Annotated in this window: 19 protein-coding genes; 5 read left to right on the top strand and 14 right to left on the bottom strand. The window is 68.3% G+C overall.

Going from position 1 to position 18,869, the window contains the following annotated elements; genetic code table 11:
- Positions 1–112 precede the first annotated feature (112 nt).
- Positions 113–1,294 (top strand): sulfotransferase family protein, encoded by a 1,182-nt coding sequence (locus ACT6QK_RS01570; protein ID WP_444596071.1) that lies wholly within the window; start codon positions 113–115, stop codon positions 1,292–1,294.
- 5 nt (positions 1,295–1,299) lie between these two features.
- On the opposite strand, the gene ACT6QK_RS01565 is transcribed toward ACT6QK_RS01570, so the two are convergent.
- From ACT6QK_RS01565 to ACT6QK_RS01515, 11 genes are all read right to left on the bottom strand, one after another.
- Positions 1,300–1,734, bottom strand: coding sequence for a prepilin-type N-terminal cleavage/methylation domain-containing protein (locus ACT6QK_RS01565; protein ID WP_444596070.1), 435 nt, complete (start codon positions 1,732–1,734; stop codon positions 1,300–1,302).
- A complete protein-coding gene (locus tag ACT6QK_RS01560; protein ID WP_444596069.1) occupies positions 1,731–2,939 on the bottom strand; it encodes a type II secretion system F family protein in 1,209 nt (402 codons plus the stop codon). The genes ACT6QK_RS01565 and ACT6QK_RS01560 overlap by 4 nt, the downstream gene beginning before the upstream one ends.
- Complete coding sequence (locus ACT6QK_RS01555; RefSeq protein ID WP_444596068.1) at positions 2,936–3,862, bottom strand: glycosyltransferase family 2 protein; 927 nt, start codon at positions 3,860–3,862, stop codon at positions 2,936–2,938. The genes ACT6QK_RS01560 and ACT6QK_RS01555 overlap by 4 nt, the downstream gene beginning before the upstream one ends.
- Positions 3,859–4,551, bottom strand: coding sequence for a hypothetical protein (locus ACT6QK_RS01550; RefSeq protein WP_444596067.1), 693 nt, complete (start codon positions 4,549–4,551; stop codon positions 3,859–3,861). The genes ACT6QK_RS01555 and ACT6QK_RS01550 overlap by 4 nt, the downstream gene beginning before the upstream one ends.
- Positions 4,548–6,296 carry a GspE/PulE family protein gene (locus tag ACT6QK_RS01545; RefSeq protein WP_444596066.1) on the bottom strand — a complete coding sequence of 583 codons (1,749 nt, stop codon included), beginning with the start codon at positions 6,294–6,296 and terminating at the stop codon, positions 4,548–4,550. The genes ACT6QK_RS01550 and ACT6QK_RS01545 overlap by 4 nt, the downstream gene beginning before the upstream one ends.
- A 148-nt stretch (positions 6,297–6,444) precedes the next feature.
- Entirely contained in the window at positions 6,445–7,920 is a 1,476-nt protein-coding gene (locus ACT6QK_RS01540; protein WP_444596065.1) for a hypothetical protein, read from the bottom strand.
- 235 nt (positions 7,921–8,155) lie between these two features.
- A complete protein-coding gene (locus ACT6QK_RS01535; RefSeq protein WP_444596064.1) occupies positions 8,156–8,926 on the bottom strand; it encodes a hypothetical protein in 771 nt (256 codons plus the stop codon).
- Between the two features lie 54 nt (positions 8,927–8,980).
- Complete coding sequence (locus ACT6QK_RS01530) at positions 8,981–9,868, bottom strand: sulfatase-like hydrolase/transferase (protein ID WP_444596063.1); 888 nt, start codon at positions 9,866–9,868, stop codon at positions 8,981–8,983.
- Positions 9,865–12,171 carry a secretin N-terminal domain-containing protein gene (locus ACT6QK_RS01525; RefSeq protein WP_444596062.1) on the bottom strand — a complete coding sequence of 769 codons (2,307 nt, stop codon included), beginning with the start codon at positions 12,169–12,171 and terminating at the stop codon, positions 9,865–9,867. The genes ACT6QK_RS01530 and ACT6QK_RS01525 overlap by 4 nt, the downstream gene beginning before the upstream one ends.
- Positions 12,172–12,201: 30 nt before the next feature.
- The gene (locus ACT6QK_RS01520) at positions 12,202–12,693 is read right to left on the bottom strand and encodes a hypothetical protein (protein ID WP_444596061.1); all 492 of its coding nucleotides are present in this window, start codon (positions 12,691–12,693) and stop codon (positions 12,202–12,204) included.
- Positions 12,690–13,382 carry a hypothetical protein gene (locus tag ACT6QK_RS01515; RefSeq protein WP_444596060.1) on the bottom strand — a complete coding sequence of 231 codons (693 nt, stop codon included), beginning with the start codon at positions 13,380–13,382 and terminating at the stop codon, positions 12,690–12,692. The genes ACT6QK_RS01520 and ACT6QK_RS01515 overlap by 4 nt, the downstream gene beginning before the upstream one ends.
- Before the next feature lie 100 nt (positions 13,383–13,482).
- Here ACT6QK_RS01515 and gspG point away from each other — a divergent pair, with 100 nt between their 5' ends.
- Both gspG and ACT6QK_RS01505 read left to right on the top strand, forming a co-directional pair.
- Complete coding sequence (gene gspG, locus ACT6QK_RS01510; protein WP_444596059.1) at positions 13,483–13,977, top strand: type II secretion system major pseudopilin GspG; 495 nt, start codon at positions 13,483–13,485, stop codon at positions 13,975–13,977.
- Positions 13,949–14,449 (top strand): pilus assembly FimT family protein, encoded by a 501-nt coding sequence (locus ACT6QK_RS01505; protein WP_444596058.1) that lies wholly within the window; start codon positions 13,949–13,951, stop codon positions 14,447–14,449. The genes gspG and ACT6QK_RS01505 overlap by 29 nt, the downstream gene beginning before the upstream one ends.
- A 63-nt stretch (positions 14,450–14,512) precedes the next feature.
- On the opposite strand, the gene ACT6QK_RS01500 is transcribed toward ACT6QK_RS01505, so the two are convergent.
- From ACT6QK_RS01500 to ACT6QK_RS01490, 3 genes are all read right to left on the bottom strand, one after another.
- The gene (locus tag ACT6QK_RS01500) at positions 14,513–15,589 is read right to left on the bottom strand and encodes a hypothetical protein (RefSeq protein ID WP_444596057.1); all 1,077 of its coding nucleotides are present in this window, start codon (positions 15,587–15,589) and stop codon (positions 14,513–14,515) included.
- On the bottom strand, positions 15,558–16,532 hold the full coding sequence (locus tag ACT6QK_RS01495) for a helix-hairpin-helix domain-containing protein (protein WP_444596056.1): 975 nt from the start codon (positions 16,530–16,532) through the stop codon (positions 15,558–15,560). Before ACT6QK_RS01495 ends, ACT6QK_RS01500 begins: the two co-directional genes overlap by 32 nt.
- A gap of 97 nt (positions 16,533–16,629) precedes the next feature.
- A complete protein-coding gene (locus ACT6QK_RS01490; RefSeq protein WP_444596055.1) occupies positions 16,630–17,253 on the bottom strand; it encodes a type II secretion system protein in 624 nt (207 codons plus the stop codon).
- Between the two features lie 117 nt (positions 17,254–17,370).
- On the opposite strand from ACT6QK_RS01490, the gene ACT6QK_RS01485 reads away from it, so the two are divergent.
- A complete protein-coding gene (locus ACT6QK_RS01485) occupies positions 17,371–18,345 on the top strand; it encodes a cell wall hydrolase (RefSeq protein ID WP_444596054.1) in 975 nt (324 codons plus the stop codon).
- Between the two features lie 153 nt (positions 18,346–18,498).
- A complete protein-coding gene (locus tag ACT6QK_RS01480) occupies positions 18,499–18,855 on the top strand; it encodes a hypothetical protein (protein ID WP_444596053.1) in 357 nt (118 codons plus the stop codon).
- Positions 18,856–18,869 lie beyond the last annotated feature (14 nt).

Here is an 18,869-nt window from a genome sequence, read left to right as displayed (position 1 = left end):
GAAGCGCCGCCGTCAGGTCACGCACGGATTTCGTCATCCGCCCCCATCAATCGGCACCGGCGTCGCCGGGCGCCTCTTGGGGGCGGGAGAGACTGTGCTATCCAGAGGTCGAATGACGCAGAAGACCGCCATCATCGTCCTGGGCATGCACCGCAGCGGGACGTCGTCCGTCGCCGGGGTTCTCTCTCGTCTCGGGGCCGCCGCGCCGCGCACGCCGATGGAGGTCGCGGCCGACAATCCCCGGGGCTTTTTCGAGAGCCGGTTGATCGGGGAGCTGGACGATCGAATTCTGGAGGCCGGAGGGTCATGGTGGTCGGACTGGCGACAGTTCGATCCCGGCGTGATCGCGTCGGATGTGCTTGCGGACTTCCGGCGTGAGATCGCCGCGACGGTTGAGGCCGAGTTCGGCGACGCTGCGACCATCGTCCTGAAGGACCCGCGTCTGTGCCGGCTCTGGCCCGTTTGGGACGGCGTGCTGGAGACGGCGGGTTACAGGATCGTTCATGTCCTGCCCCTGCGTTCGCCGCTGGAGGTGGCTGGGTCGCTGAAGACGCGCAACGATATGCCGATCGCCCAGGGGCTGGCCCTTTGGCTAAGGCATGTTCTGGATGCCGAAAAGTTCAGCCGCGGCGCCGAACGACGACTGATCCGCTGGACAGCCTTCATGACCGACTGGCGCGCCGGCGCTGCGACCATCGCGGAAATGCTGTCGCCCGGTGCATTCAGCCTGGATCGAGCCGCCGAGATCGACGCCTATCTGAGCAGGGATCTGCGCCATGAGGTGGTGCCGGATGAGACCCTGGCCCGTGCGGCGGAAACCCATGCCTGGGCGGTCGAGGCCTATGGCTGCCTGACGGCGGCGGCGGACGGCGACGGTGCGGCGGCGGCCCTGAAACGGCTCGATCAGTTGCGAGACCGGTTCGATGCAGCCAGCGACCTGTTCGGCCGCGCGACGGCCGCCGCGATCGCGCCGGCGCGTTCGGAGCCCGAATCACGCCATGCGACGTTCGAGTCTTCCGGGGCACAGACGGATGTCGACGCCAGGCTGGCGGCGGCAGAGGCCCGGCACGCCCAGGCTCTGAAGTCGCTGGAGGGCCTGAAGACGCTCCTAAACCAGGAACGGGCGATGAGGGGGAATGAATCTGCCGATCACGCCGAAGCCCTGAGGTCGCTCGAGGTCGCGGTCGCCGCCGAGCGGGAGCGGCGGGAGGCGCTCGAGGAGCGGCTGCGGCTTTCGATGCGGTCTCTCGTCGAGCGAGAAGTGCGCCTGTCGCGTACCAGCGCGCATCAATAGGCCTGTCAGCCCCAGTCGTCCGCCTCGACTTTTCTCTTCCACCCCAGGCGATTGAAAGTCAGGGGCGAGACCGGGCTGCGGTCGGGCCGGATGATCTCGACCGTGACGGTGAAGAGTTGGACGTCGAACATCCCGTTGCCTCTCGGGAAGCCGACATTGGGCTGGGACCGGGTCTTGGGCGACGAGCGCCATCGGATCGTGTCGCCCTGCGGCAGGACGATCTCTCCGGTCGGCTCCTCCATCGGGTTGAGGTCGCGGGTCAGGGCCAGGGCGTTTTCCTGGGCGGAGACCTGTTCGAGCACGGCGGCGGCCCGGGCCTGACCCCGCGCCATCTGGATCTGGAGCTGGAACAGGGCGGTCAGCATCATGGCCGCGATGGCCAGGGCGATCAGGGCCTCGATCAGGCTGAAGCCGCGCCGTCTTGGCTCACGCCGGATCACACCACCCCCTCGTAGACGCTGGACAGGGCCAGGACGAGCGACAGGGCCACGAAGCCGACGATCAGGGAGATGGTGGCGATGGCGGCGGGCTCCAGCAGGGCGGTCAGCCGCTTCATGCTGTCGCGCAGCCGGTTCTCATAGTTGTCGGCCATGAAGCCGAACATGGCGCCCACCGCCCCCGATCTCTGGCCGGCGCGCAGGAGGCTGAGGTCCATCGCCTCCAGCTTGGTATGGGTGGCGAGGGAGGCGTCCAGCGTCAGGCCGGACTTGAGATCGCCGTCCAGCTTGTCCAGCCCGTCGCGGAACGGACCGTCCGGCACGGCGGCGCGCGCCAGGGCTGTGGCCGAGAGAATCGGCACGCCGTTGTTCAACGCGAAGGCCGTCAGCCGCGCCCAGGACGAGACCTCGCGCGCCTGGATGACATTGCCCACCACCGGCAGGCCGTGGGCGACCGCATAGGCCCGGGCCTTGACCGCCGGATTGGTGGCGATGAAGACGCCTGCCGCGATCAGAACGCCCAGGCCGATGCCCACCACGCCGATGTTGGCGTTGGCGAACTCGCCCGCCGAGAGGATCCACCGCGACACCGCCGGCACGCGCGAGCGGTCGTCGCCGATCATGTCGGCGAAGCGCGGCACCACCTGGGTGAAGATGAAGGCCACCGCCGCCAGGCCCGCGCACAGGAGGAAGGCGGGATAGGTCATGGCGTTGCCGAACTCTTTCCGCAGGCGGTCCTCATAGGCCATCTGCTCGGCCGCCTGTTTCAGCACCTCGGCGATGCGGCCGGACGCCTCGCCGACGCGGGCCATGGCGTAGAGGTATTCGGGGAAGCCGGGCACATGCTCCTCCAGCGCATTGCCGAGCGAATCGCCCCGACGCAGGGCGGCGATGGCGGCCTGGAACTGTTTCTGGCCCCTGGCCGCCTGCATGCCCTGGGCGACCGTGTCCAGGGCCTCCAGCAGGGAAACCCCCGCCTCCAGCATCAGGCCCAGCTGGCGCAGGACCAGGACCCGCTCCGCCGGGCGCAGGTCGCGGTTACGGGCCGTCGATCGCGCGGCCACCGCCGGAACGATCTTCAGGACGATCAGTCCATCCGACGACAGGCGCCGGATCGCGGCCGATTCGTTGTCGGCGCTGACGACGCCGCGCACAGTGCGTCCGTCCCGCCCGGCGGCCTCGTACTGGAAGTCGAGGGTCGAACTCATGACGCCGCCGCCGGAAAGAACAGTCCGCGCACGGCCGGATGGGTGATCGAGCCGAACAGGTGCTGTTTGGGATGACGCCGGACCCACGGACGCCCGCGCAGACGTTCGTACTCCTCGGCGTAGAGATCGGCCAGCGAGGCTTCCGGCTTGACCCGGCGCTGGATCCCGCCCGCCTGAGTGGTGGCGCCGTAATGGAGTTGATGGAAGGTCCCTTCACCCACGAGCATGATCAGCGGTGGCGCGTGCTCGGCCGTGGCGCGATCGAAGAGGTCGTAGTTGGCGTATCCGCCGCCCGAGGTCTGGAAGCCTTCGTCGAACCCGCCCAGCGCCTCGAAGCGGGCGCGAGACGTCACGAAGAAGGTCGTCTCGGGCGGTGCGGCGAAGGCGCCCTCCCGATAGCTCTCGCCCAGGGCGCAAATCTCGAACAGGCGGTATCCATCATCGGGCCAGCCGATGGCGTTCAGGAGGCCGTCCTCGACGTTCCGGTCGTAGCCTTCGGTCACCGACACCTGCTGCACCTTTGGGCCGAGGTGGAAGCCCAGGGTGGCGATGAAGGCGTCCGGATGGATGCGGCTCGCGTCCATCGCGGCGCGCAGCAGTCCGGGCGAGGCCATGCGGGCGCCGTCGATGACGACGGCGATCAAATCCCCGCGCGCCTGAGCGGCGGCCAGGTTGACGGCTCGGCAGGGCGACACGCCGCCGCTCTCGACCCTGAGCACGGTGACGTCGGCCTCGGCCGGGAACCAGTCGCGCCGAACCGGCTCATGTGACCCGCTGTCGGCGACGATGATCTCGACTTCGTCAGGCGTTACGCCACGCTGGTAGGGGGGAAGCAGGGACAAGACCGTGCGCGGCAGTTCGCGGGCCATGTCGAAGCCGACCACGACGACGGACAGCCGGGGCTTCGCAGGATGCGGCGTCAAAGGGCCGTCGCCTTGAGTTCGGCCCACAGTCCGGCCCACGATTGCGAGCGGTCGTCGGCATCGACGCCATGGGCGCCCTGATGGTTCAGATCCTCGGTACGGAAAGGCATGGGGGCGTCCGGGTCCAGCCCCAGTCGCGCCCCGGCCAGGCGCACGCAGTTTTCATAGTCAACGGCGTCATAGTCGATGACGTCGAACGGGCGCCGGTCCCGCCAGAAGAGGAGCGCCCGGTTGTATATCGACCATATGTGCAGGGACGTCTCGGCAGCGAAGCCGTTGCGGGCCGCCAGCGACCCGGCGACCGCGAGGGGGTGCCGGATGGAGGCGATGAGACGAAGGTTCGGAACGACCTCGAACCAGCCGTCGAGAATCACCGTCGCCCGGGGATCCTTGACCCCCCAGGGCAGGGGCAGGTCCTCATAGTCCGCCAGAACGGCGCGCAGGCCGGCGATCTCGCTCGCCGTCCAGGCGACGGGTTCGGAAGGCGGATTGTCCCAGCTGGCCCCGACTCGGGCCAGGACCGCGTCGTGGATGGGCCAGAAGCGCGGGTTCTCGCGATTTCCGCGTTTGTTATGGGGCGCGGCGGTGTTCACGTCTCCCAGCCGCAGCCCGAGATTCTCCAGGCATCCGGCCAGGCAGGAGGTGCCCGAACGGTGCATGCCGATGACGGCGACGGGGGCCTTGCTCATTCGGCGGCACCCACGATGCGGTGGACCTCGGACCAGGCCGTCTCTCCGCGTCGAACCTTGAGCGCCCCGTCGTCGCCGAAGCTGAGGAAGCCGTCGGCGCGGGCGATGGCGGTCAGCCTCTCTTCGTCCGCCCCCTCGCGCAGGGCGTGGGTCAGGGCGGTGTTGACCGGCGCGATCTCGTAGACGCCGACACGACCGCGGAAGCCGGACTGGCCGCAGCGCGGGCAGCCCACGGGCTCTCGCCAGTTCGCCGGCTCGCCCTCCACATGGACGCGCAGATAGTCGGGGAAGGCGCGCTCGTGCGCCTCGATCTCCTCATCCGTGGACGGACGGGCGCAGGTGCACAGGCGGCGGACCAGCCGCTGGCCCGCCACGCCGCGCAGGACGTCGGCCAGCAGATAGTCCTCGATGCCCAGGTCCAGCAGGCGGGGCACGGCGGCCAGGGCGGTGTTGGTGTGGACGGTCGAGATGACCAGGTGGCCGGTCAGGGCGGCCTGGACGGCGATGCGGGCCGTCTCCGGGTCGCGGATTTCGCCGACCATGATGACGTCCGGGTCCTGACGCAGGATGGAGCGCAGACCGGCGGCGAAGGTCAGGCCGATGTCGGCCCGCACCCGCACCTGAATCACGCCCGGCAGGTCAAGCTCGACCGGATCCTCGACCGTGATGATCTTGCGTTCCCCGTCGTTCAGATGGGTCAGCAGGCGGTAGATGGTGGTGGTTTTGCCGGACCCGGTGGGGCCGGTGATCAGCATGACCCCGTTGGGATGCTCCGACAGGGTCAGAAGCTTGCGCTCCTGATCCGGTCCGACGCCAAGTTCGGACAGTTCGGGCAGGCGGCTGGTCTTGCCCAGCAGGCGAAGGACGATGGATTCGCCCCAGGAGCAGGGCAGGGTCGAGACGCGCAGGTCGACCTCCTGGCCCGAGACCCGGATCGACTGGCGCCCGTCCTGGGGCAGGCGGCGCTCGCCGATGTCCATGTGGCTGAGCAGTTTGATGCGCGAGGCGACGGCCTCGAAGTTGGCGCGTGGCGCCGAGCGGGCGGTGGTCAGGACGCCGTCGATGCGCATGCGGACCAGAAAGCGGTCCTCATAGGGTTCGACGTGGACATCGGAGGCGCCGCGCGACAGGGCCTCGGCGAAGACGCCGTTGACGAAGTCGATGGTCGGGGCTTCCTGGGCCAGTTCTCGCAGGCGGGCCGCGTCATTGCCGACGCCGCTGTTGAACTCCGCCGAGATGCCCGCCCCGGCCTCGGCGTGGATGTCCTGGGTCAGGGCCTCGATCAGGGCGCGGGGAGCCAGGAACCAGGTGATCGGCTCGCCGGTCGCCTGGCCGATGCGTTCGGCCAGTTGGGGGTCGGAGGGCTGGACGCCCGCGCACTGGATGGCGTCGGTCTCGTCGGCGCGCCAGGCCACGGCGCCGGCGTCGGCCCACCAACTGAGCGGCGAACGGATTTCGGTCAGGAAGGCGGCGACCTGTTCGGGGCGGGGGCCGTCTTCAGGGGCGAGGACGGGCAGGCTGAGCTGCTCCGACACCACCTCCAGCAACTGGACCTCGGACAGGGCGCCGAGGCGGACGAGGTTGAGGCCCAGGAGGCCGCCGTTCTGGGCCTGGAGGGTCAGGGCATTGTCGATGTCCCCCGGCCGCACCAGACCGCGCGCGACCAGCAGCTCACCCAGGCGCTGGCGCGGGGCGGGCGGCGCGGGGAAGCGGGTGTCGATGGTATCGGCGGCGGTGTCGGTCACGGTCATCTCGATGGGTCGGATGACTGATAGCCGATTTTCATCCCGGGGACATCCGCCGCTGCATGCGCGATGACAGGGCCTGGCCTGCGGGCAAGAAAAAAGGGAGGGCCGAAGCCCTCCCTTTCCCTGTTCAGGTTTGAGCCTGGACTTAGCTGATCGGGCCAGCGAGGTTGCCGAGCGAGGTCTCGGTCACGACGCCAACCGAATCGACCAGACGAACCTTGCCGGAGATGTTCTGCGGCTGGGCTTCGATGGAGATTTCGATGTCGGCGTTGTTGATGGAGGCCGTGCCGAAGATCGCGTCCTTCAGCTTGGAGCCGTCGATCGAGATCGCGGTGTTGGCCGGAATGCCGCCCAGACCCGTCAGGGACTGGCCGTTGCCGAGCACAGCCGACGTGACCGTGTAGGTCGAGACGGTGGCCGTGGTGGCGCCGGAGATGCGCGACAGGACGCGGACGGTGATCGGGCCGGTGTCGATCGACGAGTTGTTGCCCAGACGGATCTGCGAACGCACGCCGTTTGCGCCAAGGCCGATCCACGGAGCGACGAAGTTGGTGCCGTTCCGCGTGACGACGTTGAACGCCACCGGGGTCGTCGTGGTCAGATCGTTCAGGCCGTTCACCAGATCGACATCGGCCTTCAGGGTGACCGAGGTCGCCGGGATCACGCCACCGGTCGTCGCGGTGCCGAGGTCGACAGGGTTGATGGTGTAGGTCGAGGTGGCGGCGGTCGCCGTGTCATACTCGAACACCAGGGCCGTGCCGGAAGTGGTGGCCGTGTCGGTGGCCAGGGCGTTGCCGCTGGCCGCGCTCTCGATCGTGAAGCCGGTGAAGCTGCCGGTGACCGGGGTCACAGTCAGGTCGACGCCTTGAACGTCCGTGGGGGCAGCCGTGGCGGTGGTGGCCAGGCTGTTGCGGACGGAGGTGTCAACCGAGACGGTCGCCGTGGCGACGACGGCGCCGGTCGCCGAGCCGACGAAGCCCTGGTAGCCGTTGCTGACGTTGGCGACAGAGGCCGTTCCGGTCGCGGCGATCGTGACGGCATAGGCCTGGGTCGGGGCGACGAGGAAGGCGGTTTTGGTGGCGCCTTCGACCTGGTAGGGCGAACCACCGAACTGGCCGGTCAGGCCGGCGGTGACCGACGACACCGAGGTGCTGCTGGTGATCTGGACCGGCACCGAGACGGTGACGCCCGTGCCGGACGTGACGCAGTTCTGCAGGTTCACGAAGTAGGAGGCCGAGGTGCCGTTGGCGGCAGCGCCGTTCTGGATGGAGACCGAGGCCGAGCAGGTCGCCGTGCTTCCCGCAACCGTCGCGGCGCCGGTGAAGATGGCGCCGGACAGGCTCATGTCCAGACGCAGCGACTCACCGTTCGGGAAACCGCCGGGGCTCGACGACAGCAAGTTGAAGACCAACGTGCCCTGGGTGGCCACGGCCGAGCTGGTGGCGCTGGCGTAGTAGGTCGCCTGGTTGGACAGCTTCAGGGCGCTAGCGCTGGCCGTGGCCAGCGTCGCCGTACCGCCGGGGGCGGTCAGAGTGCCGCTGATATCGGCAGCGAACGAATTGGTCGCCCCCACGGCGAGAGCTGCGGCCGAGACGGCCAGCAACAGAGTGTTCTTTTTCATCGAAATTCCCCCGGAAGGATCCAGTTAATGGGTTATAGAAACGGCGCCGCAAAGACGGTCAGAGTTTTACCCATGTGGTCACCCGTCACCTCTCGGCTTTCATGTCATATCGGGGGTCGACAGCGCCGTCAATCATGATTGCGGCCCAAGAGCGTTGTCTTTCGGTCACATTTCAGGCCGGCCACGTCGCAAGCCTCGCGTGGCGGTCCGCATCCCGTCGGGCCGTGTCGCCGCGCTAGAGCGGGCTGACGTTGGTCGCGCGCGCCATGAGGTTGGCCGAATAGGCGCCTTCGAACTTCATCTGGCCATAGTGGGCGACGGGGACGTCGAACAGGGCGTGAATGTGTCCGCCGATGTCGCGCCACCGCCGACAGAAGCTCAGGTCCTCGCTGAGCTTGGTGTTGCCGTTGGCGATATTGTCGAAGCAGCGGATGACCCGTTTCAGGCCCATCGTCTCCTCGATATCCCCGATCTCCTTGGTCTGGCGGATCGACGGGATCTTGTCCCACATCCGCTGCAGGGCTGAACGACGGATCATCATGCAGCCGCCCGGCAGGGCGTTCATCTCAAGGAAGCTCTCCCTCACGTCGATCGTGCCGTCACGATGCACGAAGCTGTCGGCCGCGATGAAGTTGAGCGCCCCGACGCGGCTGGTCTCCAGATCCGCCCCGCCCTGGGCGAGCTGGTGGAAGCGGGCCAGATCAAGCTCGCGCTTCGGATAGGTCAGGCCGCAGACCTCGTGAGGGGACATGATCAGCCGGGTGAAGGTTTCCGGCGGCACGCCCATGTCCGAGTCAAGCATGAGGAGTACGTCGTGCTCCTCTTGCAGCACCATGGAGGCGAAGAGATTCCTGACCCGCGCGATCTCGGCCATGTCGATGGCGAACATCTTGACCGCGGCGCCGGGAATGGACGACGTCATGTGCATGACATTGCTGGCCAGGGACAGGGCGGTCTCAACCCGAACCTCGGATCCATAGGCAGGCAGGCAGAACAGGATCTTCATGGTCGTCCAATCAGCGGCGTAGGGTTGGAGCGGGATCGGGGCGTCCGGGCGTGCTTAAAGCGGCGCCGCTCGCTCGGCAAGGCGATCGGACGATCCGACGGGCTCGCCTTTGAAACGCAGGATCAGGGGCACGGTCAGGGTCATCTCGTGGCTGACACCATGTTCCCACAGCCCGTCTTCGCCCCAACAGTCGCCGTGATCCGAGCAGATGAGGATCGTCGCGTGCCGGAACCTGTCCACCAGGCCGGCGATCTGTCGGTCCACGTGCTCGACGCAGGCGGTCTGGCGGACCCGGCACTCGTCAGACCGGTCGACGGTCTGGAAGGCCACACAGGGGCTGTCGGCTCGGTCCCAGGGCGCGCCGTTGAAATAATAGGGCACATGGGTCTCGCCGATATTCATAAAGGCGAAGACCCGTTCGGCTCCGTCGTCTCCCTGATCGCGAGCGGTGTTGAGCCGGTCCTCGATCCACGCGACCTGCGGCTCGACGCCCTCGCGCCTGGCGAACCAGAACTCGTCGAACCCCTGACGCAGGGGGGCTGAGACCTCCGTGTCTGGATTGAACCAGGCCATGGACGCCGTGCCGATCGTCCGGAACCCCGCCTTCCTGAAGCCGTCCGGAATATTGTCGCCGTGCACCACATATCCCGAGGTCCCGACGCCAGGGTGGCCCGCGTGGTTCAGCCGGAACAGACGCGCGAACTTGGGATTCAGGAAGGGTTCGGCCCTGTCCGCCACGCCCGGCGTGAAGCCGACGAACATGGCCGCGTGCGACCCGTAAGTGAAGTGCGACGGCGCCTGGGCGCGATGCAGGGGGCCGACGGCCTTCATGTTCGGCAGGTTGGCCGCAACGAAGGTGTCGTAGCGGCAGGAATCCAGCGAAATGAACAGAACGCTGTCGGGATGGACCGCCGGGAAGTCCTGAGCCTCAGGCGGCGTCATTGCGACGGATCGCCCGGAATGGGCTCGGCCGTGGGCGCGTCAGGCTGTGCGGCGTCGCTCGCGGGCCGCCCGCGCCGGGGAATCAGGCTGGGCGTCTCCGAGGCGGACACCGGGCTTGGGAGATCGAAGCCCAGACCGCGGAACCGGCGGCTGATCGACCAGGGCGTCAGGGTGTAGGACCAGCCGCGTCCGGTGCGGAAGGCGGCGTTCATGCTGCCGGAATAGAGGTCGGCGAACTCGGCCATATCCTCGTCGCCGCGCACGATATAGGGGGTGATGAGCAGCAGAAGCTCGGTCCGTTCCCCGGTGACGCGGTTGTTTTGGAAGGCCGAGCCAATGATGGGCACGTCCTTCAGGAAGGGCACGCCGGTGTTGTTCTTGGTGTAGTTGTTGCCGATCAGGCCGCCCAGGACGCCGGTCCAGCCGTCACGCACGGCGATCTGGGTGCTGAGGCTGCGGTTGAGAATGGTCGGGCTGGAGATGCCCTCGGGCGAGTCCCCGGCGGACGACAGCTCCTGGCTGATGGTCAGGTCCACCCGGTCGCCATAGACCACCGGCGTGATCTCCAGAATGGTGCCGGTCTGGCGGTACTGCACGCTCTGGAGGATATCCGTCGATCCGCCGGACTGCGAGCCGGAGGCCGACTGGGATGTGATGATCGGCACGTCCGTGCCGACCTGGAAACGAGCCGTTCCGCCGCTGCGCGCCACCAGTTGAGGCCGCTGGAGGATATTGACGCGATTGTTGGAGGCGTTGGCCACCAGCTGGGCCCGGTAGTCCGGCCCGACGAAGGTCAGGTTCAGGGCGCCGCCGCCAATGGCTATGCCTTCGGTCGAGCCGGTCGCCAGGCCGTCGCCCCGCGCGTCGGTTCCGAACAGGTTGACGCCCAGGGCGGTGGCGTCGGTCAGGGTGACCTCGGCGATCATGACCTCGATCACCACCTGGGGCGCGGCGACGTCGAGCGTCGTCAACAGGGCGCGTAGCTGGGCGTAGTCCGTGGCCGTGCCGGTGAACAGGATGCGGTTGCCGGCCGGATCGACCAGAAGTCGGCCGCCGAGGAAGGATCCGGTCCCACCGCCAACGGCCGTCCCGGCGCCCGTCGTTGCGCCGCTGCGCGAGCCGTTATCGTTGCGCACCGGCTGGGCGCCGGGCACGCCGACCGGGGGCTGGATGTTTGAGGTCGCCGGCGCCTGACCCATGGCCAGGCTGCCCAGAGATTGGGCGTCGGTGTTGCGCGCCTGGTAGACGAAGGTCGAGGCCTTGTCGCCCAGGGTGGCGGGCCGGTCGAGGTTCGCCACCCAGAAGTTGACGCGTTCGAGCACCGCCGGATCGCGCGCAAACACCAGCAACTGATTGGACGCCGGGATCGGCACGATGCTGATCGGCCGCACCAGTTGAGGGGTCGGCGAGATGATGTAGCCCTCGGTCGTCAGAACGTCGGTCAGCGCCTTGGAGAGCTGATCGGCCGAGAGGTAGACCGGTTCGATGCGCAGGATTTCGGAGCCCGCGTAGCGGGGCTGGTCCAGCTCTTTCAGGGCCTGAACCAGGCGGCCGACGTCGCGCGCCGATCCAGACAGAAGGAAGCTGTTGCTGTCCGCATCGACCGTGACCCGGACCCCGCCGAGATTGGGAAACAGATCGGCGACGAGCTGGCGCAGCGCCTGAACCTGGATCGTCTGGACCGGGAAGAACTGAACCACATTGCCCGAGGCCGTCGGGGTGTTTCGGCTGCGGCTGAAGGTCGAGCCGAGCTCGGCGGCGGGGCCGTTGCCGACGACGACCGTCCGGCCTTCGATGTAGATCTCCACCCCATACTGTCTCAGCGCCCTTTGGGTCAGCCGGAAGAGGTCGCGCTTGGAGATCGTGCCGCCCGTGCCGCCGGCGACGATCTCCGGCCGCGTCGCCACGTCGGCCCCAAGGGCGTAGGGCAGATTCAGCAGGCCGAACACGGTGGCGGCGAACTGCGGGATGGACTGGGGGGCCAGGGTGGCGTCGATCGGCTCATCCGGCACCAGGGCGGCGATCTGCTCGTCCGTGGCGGGAGGGCGCGTCTGGACCGGCGGCGGCGCGCCTGGAATGGTCAGTCGTTCGGTCGCGCTGCGAGGCGCGCCGTCCTCGGTCCCGACGGGGGACATCGACGGATCGACCGACGCGTCGGCGGTCTGGCGCGGCCGGCCGTCCGCCGTCATGGTCGGGAAGGCGGCGCAGCCCGCGAGCAGCGCCAGGGGCGCCGCACAGACGGCCGCCTTCAGAAGCACCGTGCGGACCGGCCGGGTCCATCCTGTGTTTGCTCGATCAGACATCAATCTTCCTGCCGCCCCCGCGTCCGTCTTCTAGCCGAAAAGCCGGATGACGCGCGTTTCCGTCCTTCTTTCCAGAACGACGGCGAATTCCGCAACTTCCCGGATCCGCCAGCCGTCCGCCCCGAAGCTCTCTCCCGCCCCCATAAGGCGTATTTGCGGCCCCGGCTGGGCCGGGTCGCGCACCATGGCGCTGAAGGCGCCGGTCGCCGGATCGCGGCGGATGCCGATCAGGGCCTGTCTGAATACCACCGCGACGTCAGGCGGCGGCGGCGGAGGCGGGGGGGGGGGCGGCGGCGGTGGCGGGGGCGGCGGGGGCGGCGGGGGCGGATCGGCTCTGAGCGTGCGCAGGAAGCGCACCGCCGCCGCAGCGGTCTCGCCCGGGCGCAGCACGGCGACGCCCAGACCGCCGCCGGCGCCGCGCGTGACCGCCGGCGGATCTTCGGGGCGGCCGGGCGCTGACCAGCCCCACAAGAGGGCGGCGGCGAACACGACCGGGATCAGGAAGGGCAGCCAGCGCTTCATGGCGCGGCGCCGGACGCGGGCGCCGTCGGGGCCGGGACGCCGGCAGCGTCGGACGGGAACGGCTCATCGAGCCGAACGGGGAAGGCCAGGCCCAGCCGCACCTTGCCCCCGACCGACCCATCCATTGCCGGCGTCCCCGTCTCATAGGCGAAGCGGGTCACGCGGAATCCTTCGGGCCAGGCCGCGACGGCGTCGAGGAAGTCGAAAGTCGGGGTCCATCTCAGATCCGCCTGAACCTCGGTTCCCATCCACTGGGTCGGACCGATGGTCTCCGGCTCCGCATCCGTCACGACGGTGAAGGCCGGCAGGTTTGTGCGTGTGGCGGTCTGGACGATCTGGCGTTCGATCTCGACCGCCGCGACCTGGGCGTTCAGGGCGGGAAAGCCCCAGGTCTTCATGTCTTCCAGGGCCGCGCGATCGGAAGCGGCGGCCTCGACCCGGCGCGCGGCGGCGGCGGCCAGCCGGGCCGAGGCCTGTTCCGTCACGGCGTCGACGTAGCGGTCTTCCTGGGCCGTGCGCCAGTCCGAGGCGGCGATCGGGGCGTAGACCAGGGCGCCCATGACCAGGACGGCCAGCAGCACCCGTTCGCGCGGGGTCGTGCGCCGAAGCCGGACCAGAAGGTCTTGCCATCTCTGTCGGGCGGAAGCCGTCAATCCGACCAGAACGTCGCGCAAAAGGGATCCCGTCACGTTGCTGCGCGCGGGTCGTTTCACATCGACGGCCGCATGGGCGTGGGTTATAGCAGCCGCGGGGCCCAGACAACAGGCCCCCGAAATCAAGGTCGTGCGCGTGAGTTCTCGTCTTCTTCAGCGTCTTCGGGCCCGCAGAAACGGGCGGTCGGTCGCGACGCGGGCCGGTTACAGCCTGCTCGAGATCCTGGTCGTTCTGGCCATCATCGCCCTGATCGCCTCCGTCGTCGGACCGCGCCTGTTCGCCCAGCTGGACCGATCCAAGTCGACCACGGCCCGGCTTCAGATCCGCGCCATCGAGGCCGCGCTGGAGACCATGCGTCTGGACATCGGCCGCTTCCCGACCCAGCAGGAGGGCATCGGCCTGCTGATGCAGGCGGACCCACAGCAGGTGGCGGGATGGTCCGGTCCCTATCTGGACAAGGCCCTGCCGGCCGATCCCTGGGCGCGGCCCTATGTCTATATTCCGGCCCCGGCCAATGCGACGGGCGCCCCCGGCGCGCCCGAGGCGCGTCCGCGCGTCATCAGCTACGGCGCCGACGGCCAGGAAGGCGGCGAAGGCGCCAATGCCGACGTCAACTCCGACCAGCGCTGATCCCATCCCGCGCAAGGCGCGAGCGGCGCGCGGCGGCTACTCGCTGATCGAGATTCTGGTCGTCCTGGCCATCATGGGCCTGGCCACGGCCGTCATCATGCCCAGCACGTCGCGGATGATGGATCAGGCGACCGCTCACGCGGTCTTCTTCGAGTTCCAGCGCGGGGTGTCGGACCTGAGGCGCGAGGCCAACCGCACCGGCCTGCCGATCCGCCTGGTCGATCCCGAGGCGACCGGTACGACGGTCACGGCCGCGCAGGTTGGGGAGGAGAGCGATGTCCGCAAGATCGAGTTGCGGTCGCCGTGGCGCTATACCCTCGCCCCACCTCTGGACATCGCCGAGGGCGGCCGCTGTTCGGCGACGACCGCCAATCTGGTCAAGGGCGACGAGGTGGTCATGACCCTGCACACCGCGACCGGCGACTGTCGCTTCCTGCGACAGGCCGGGGTCCAGGGGCGATCGCGGTCCTGACCGAACGGCGGTTTGGTTGAGATCAGGCGGTCATCCGGGCGGGCAGCGAGCCCTCGGACTGGTTCAGCCGCCCGATCCCAACGGCGGGGCCGCCTCGCGCACCCGCATCTCGATGATCAGGGTCTGGTTGGCGGCGTCGGTGCGAGGCTGGATATCGTAGAAATAACCCGACTCGGCGAAGTCGGCGATCAGGTCGTCGGCTTGGGAAAGGGCGGTATAGGGCAGGGTCACGGTCAGACCCTCGTCGGAGGCGTCCAGCGAACGGGGCGTCAGGTCGCGGTAGGCCAGGATGCCGATGGCGGCTCCGGCCGAACTGAGCGGGCTGGTCCGCTCCTCGATCTGGCGATAGGCGGCCAGGGTGCGTCGGTCGCCTTCCAGATCGGCCAGGGAGACCCCGCCGGGCGACGCAGCCTGCAGCCGCGCCGTCTCGGCCTCCAGGGCCTCGGCGTCGGATTTCAGCCTGAGGCCCTGTCCGGTCAGGAACAGGGCGGCGCAGACCGCCACCATGGCCACAAGCACGCCGCCCGCCCCGATCATCTGTTCGCGGGTGATCTCGGCGGTCGAGACGGCGAAGGCCGGGCCGTCCGTGTCCAGCGGCAGACGCTGAGGCGCCGGCGGCGTCTCGGGGGCGTCCACGGCGTCGCGTTGCGCGCGGGTGAAGGCGGTCCAGGCGGCGATGTCGAACCGTTCACGGCGCCAGGCCGAGGCATGAAGGCTTCCACCCCGCCAATACTGGGCTTCGTAGCCCTCGGCCAGGGCGACGATGCGCCAGTCGGCGGCGGGCGGCTGGGCCAGGGTTTCGGGACGGATCGACGGCCGGACCGAGGCCCAGCGGGCCTGGACCAAGGCGCTGACCCGCTCGGCGTCCCACCACCAGACGCCGAAATCCTGACCCGCCGGGACCAGAAGACTGGCGCCGTCCAGATAAGGCGAGGCGGCGCGGGCGTGCAGTCGGGCGGCCTGGCGGCGACGCGACCGGGGCAGGCCCGCAGTCTCGAAACGGGAGAAGGTGGTCAGGTCTCGCGCCAGCAAAACCACCGGCGTGCGCAGCCGGCCGATGGAGCCGCCCGGATGCTCCACCGTCCAGCCCCCGCCGGCGGACAGCCGCTCAACGCGGGGTGTAAGGAAGTCGAGGGACATTTTTGGTTTCAGCGGCCTGCCTGCGCGGCGCTTCTAGCATATCCGACTGCTCTATCCACAGCGGACGTTCCAAACCCGAAGGCGTGAGGACGATATTGGCGCGATAGACCCAGGACGAGAGGCCGTCTCGAATGGTGATCGTACTCCTATCGGCCGGGAAGGTGTAGACCACCTCCGAATCCTCGATCCCGAACGCGCCCGCGACGGCGATCAGATCCTGCAGGTTGGCGATCGGCGTCTGATTACGGCGGCGTATGACCGCCTCGGCTTGGGATCGATTGAGGCCGAACAAGACCTCCAGGGCCGATGCCGAGGCGGTATTGGCGTTGATCCGGCTGATCGTATGATCGAGCGCCAGACTCGCCCGCATTTCGCGCCAGCGGGCCGGTTTGACGGCCTCACGGACACCCAGGATGGAGAGCCATTCGTCCGTACGTCTAAGTTCTCGATTGGCCGGCGCCGCGCCGACCGGGTAGTCGCCGGCTTCTGCTCCCCCCAGGCGGCGCTCCAGATCCGGGTCGGCATAGTCGAGGAAGCGAGGCTCTATCCATCGCGCAAGAGCGCCCGGCGCGCCCAGGCGCGAGGCCAGGCGGTCGGCCTGACGTGGGGTCAGATGCGCCAGGTTGACCAGTCCGGCCTGGTCCTGAACGGCGACCACAAGAGGCCCGTTCTCATTCATCAGGTAATCGCGGCCGTCGAATCTGACAGTCCCGTCGCCTTGATCGCCACCGGCAAGGCCGCCGCCTTCGTCGCCCACATCGCTGAACCGTTGTCCGCCCAGGGTCAGGCCCGACATTGATGCGGGTTCAGTCGCGACCATATAGGACAGGGTCGCCTCGGCGGTCAGGGCGCGTTGAAGGAAGCGGACCCTCGCGCGGGCGGAAGCCGCCTCGGACGTCAGGCTGTACAAGGCGGTCATGGCCACAAGGAATACGATCGTCACGATGCCGGTGACCGCCAGAACCGCCGGCAGTGCGAACCCGGGCCGCTGTCTGGCAGCACGCCTTGATTGCACAAATGCGGCAGCAGCGTCCTGACGACTAGAGACTGTCAAATCGGTTAGTCCAAGTCTGTGGTCTGGCCGAGCTCGCCATTTCGACCACGTCCATTCCGGTCGCGCCGCGGAATCTAATATACAGCTTTTCTGACCGCAGGGGTTCATCGAACGCCTGCGTGGGGGGCGTGCTGTCAAAGGTCGCTGACCAGGTCCGTCCGTCGCGAGAGTAGGACAGGCTGGCGGCGGGGTCCGTGGTGGTCAAAAGGTCCGTAAGGTGATCGCCGGCGCGGCAAGTGAGGACCCGATCGGCCCCGCGGATTTCCACCGCGAGCACGACGCGGCCTGCCCAGCCTGACGGTGCGCACTGTGTCGCACGTTCCGCCACGATCTCTCCCTCGAAGCGTGACGGGGTTCCGATCAGCGGCAGATCCAGGCCTCGGCGAAAGGCGCCGGCCGGGCGAACCGACACGCTGCGGAACAGGCTGCGCACATCGCCTATACTCACGTCCATGTCCGCCGCCGCCATGGCTCGCCTCCCGAGGGCGAAACCCGAATCGCCCGCCTTCACACCGATAGAGAAGATGATCGCCAGCGCCATGCCGCTGATCGCGAGAACGACCAGCGCCTCGATCAGTGAAAATCCGGGCCTGTGCAGAGGCGAAGCCATCCCTCTCCATAGGCCCCGGCGGACGCAACAGGCAATCCGTCGACAGGCCGTCATGGCCTCGCTTGGCGCGATGGTCGGGGTTTGCTATCCATGGGTCGCCCCTTCATGGAACCGCCGATGCGCGCCCTGCCCATTCTTTTTGTCGGAGGCGCGATCCTGGCCGTTGCGGCGGGGGCCGTCCTGACGCCTCTCGCCTACGCCGATCCGGCGCCCGATCGCGCCTATGTGCCTGCGGCTGGGCCCGCCGTCTCCCCGGCGGCTGCTCCCGTCCTGACCGACGCCGACCGTCGCGGCCAGCTCGACGCACGACTGCAGGCCATGCTCAAGTCGGGGCAGGGTCAGCGGCTCACGGACGCGAAGACGGGGCCTCGCCCTGTCGCGCGCCGCAACGCCAATCGCGACACGAGACGTGATCCGGGCCGCTCGGCGCTGCGGCCGGTCTCGCGACCGGTTGCGCGCGCCACGCTGTCCGGAGCCGAGCCCGCCTCGACCATCGCGCCTCCGCCGACGAGAGGTTTCAGCCTGGCGGCTCTTGGCCGTCCCCGGCTGGATCTCAAGACGCCCCCCGTCGTGCCGTCCGACCCGATCGAATGCCTGACCCAGGCGATCTATTACGAGGCGCGCAGCGAGAGCGAGGAGGGCCAGGCCGCGGTCGCTGCGGTGGTGATGAACCGGTCGCGTTCGGGGCGTTATCCGAAGGACGTCTGTCAGGTCGTCTATCAGCGCAACAGCCGCACCTGTCAGTTCACCTTCACCTGTGACGGCGCCATCGGCCGCAGGCCGGTGAACATGACCCAGTGGGCGCGGGCCGAACGTATCGCGCGCGAGGTCCACGAGGGCCGGTCGTCGATCCGGCTGCCGGACGCCTCGGTGAACTATCACGCCAACTATGTTCGCCCGTCTTGGGGCGCGCGACTGGAGCGAGTGCGCCAGATCGGAGCGCATATTTTCTACGGCGCGCCGTTGGCGGGGTTTTCGACCCCCGGCGCCGAGGATCAGCCCGGGACGGCAAATCGGCCTGGAGGGCTGGTGTTCGTGGATATGGCCACGGGGCAGCCGATGCCAGAAAGCGCAAGCGCTCCCGCTCGCTAGACTTCGCGTGACGGACGAAATTAGGTCTCTGCGCCTCAAAATCCGCGTTTCTTAACCTTGTGCGTTGCGCGGCCTTGACGCGCCGCACAATAGCCATTCAAACCCTTGTTCGGTCGATAAAAGTCGATGATGTCCGATAGGGCTGGGGTCCAAATGATCACAAGTGGTGTTGAAATCGTCGCCGCCGACGGCTTGCACGACGACGGCTGGTGCTGGCCCCAGGTGAAGATGCGCATCCGCACGCAAGAGCCCGCCAGTGAGGTCAGGATCGGCGTCTGGCTCAAGCCCGAGGAGACCGGCCAGTCGCGCACCCTGTTCACCTTCGGGAGTGAAGGCGCCGTCGCCAAGGCGGAGTTCGTGCCGCTTGATCATCCGGTGGAGCTGTCCATCCCGGTGAGCCTCACAGCCGGTGAGGAAATGGGTCTGCGCATCTCGACCCCTCACCGGGCGTCACGCGGCGATGACGCCCGTGATCTGTCGTTCATCATGATGAGCGTGGTCGCCCTCTAGAGCGAAATCGGTTG

The organism is Brevundimonas sp., assembly GCF_052436175.1.
Classification (GTDB): Bacteria; Pseudomonadota; Alphaproteobacteria; order Caulobacterales; family Caulobacteraceae; genus Brevundimonas.
This window is presented reverse-complemented; position numbering and strand designations above follow the sequence as displayed.

Coding starts and splice junctions, on each gene's coding strand:
- ACT6QK_RS01570 (WP_444596071.1), top strand. CDS start 113: ATGACGCAGAAGACCGCCATCATCGTCCTGGGCATGCACCGCAGCGGG.
- ACT6QK_RS01560 (WP_444596069.1), bottom strand. CDS start 2,939: ATGAGTTCGACCCTCGACTTCCAGTACGAGGCCGCCGGGCGGGACGGA.
- ACT6QK_RS01550 (WP_444596067.1), bottom strand. CDS start 4,551: ATGAGCAAGGCCCCCGTCGCCGTCATCGGCATGCACCGTTCGGGCACC.
- ACT6QK_RS01540 (WP_444596065.1), bottom strand. CDS start 7,920: ATGAAAAAGAACACTCTGTTGCTGGCCGTCTCGGCCGCAGCTCTCGCC.
- ACT6QK_RS01535 (WP_444596064.1), bottom strand. CDS start 8,926: ATGAAGATCCTGTTCTGCCTGCCTGCCTATGGATCCGAGGTTCGGGTT.
- ACT6QK_RS01530 (WP_444596063.1), bottom strand. CDS start 9,868: ATGACGCCGCCTGAGGCTCAGGACTTCCCGGCGGTCCATCCCGACAGC.
- ACT6QK_RS01525 (WP_444596062.1), bottom strand. CDS start 12,171: ATGTCTGATCGAGCAAACACAGGATGGACCCGGCCGGTCCGCACGGTG.
- ACT6QK_RS01520 (WP_444596061.1), bottom strand. CDS start 12,693: ATGAAGCGCTGGCTGCCCTTCCTGATCCCGGTCGTGTTCGCCGCCGCC.
- ACT6QK_RS01505 (WP_444596058.1), top strand. CDS start 13,949: ATGCCGACGTCAACTCCGACCAGCGCTGATCCCATCCCGCGCAAGGCG.
- ACT6QK_RS01500 (WP_444596057.1), bottom strand. CDS start 15,589: ATGTCCCTCGACTTCCTTACACCCCGCGTTGAGCGGCTGTCCGCCGGC.
- ACT6QK_RS01490 (WP_444596055.1), bottom strand. CDS start 17,253: ATGGCTTCGCCTCTGCACAGGCCCGGATTTTCACTGATCGAGGCGCTG.
- ACT6QK_RS01485 (WP_444596054.1), top strand. CDS start 17,371: ATGCGCGCCCTGCCCATTCTTTTTGTCGGAGGCGCGATCCTGGCCGTT.
- ACT6QK_RS01480 (WP_444596053.1), top strand. CDS start 18,499: ATGATCACAAGTGGTGTTGAAATCGTCGCCGCCGACGGCTTGCACGAC.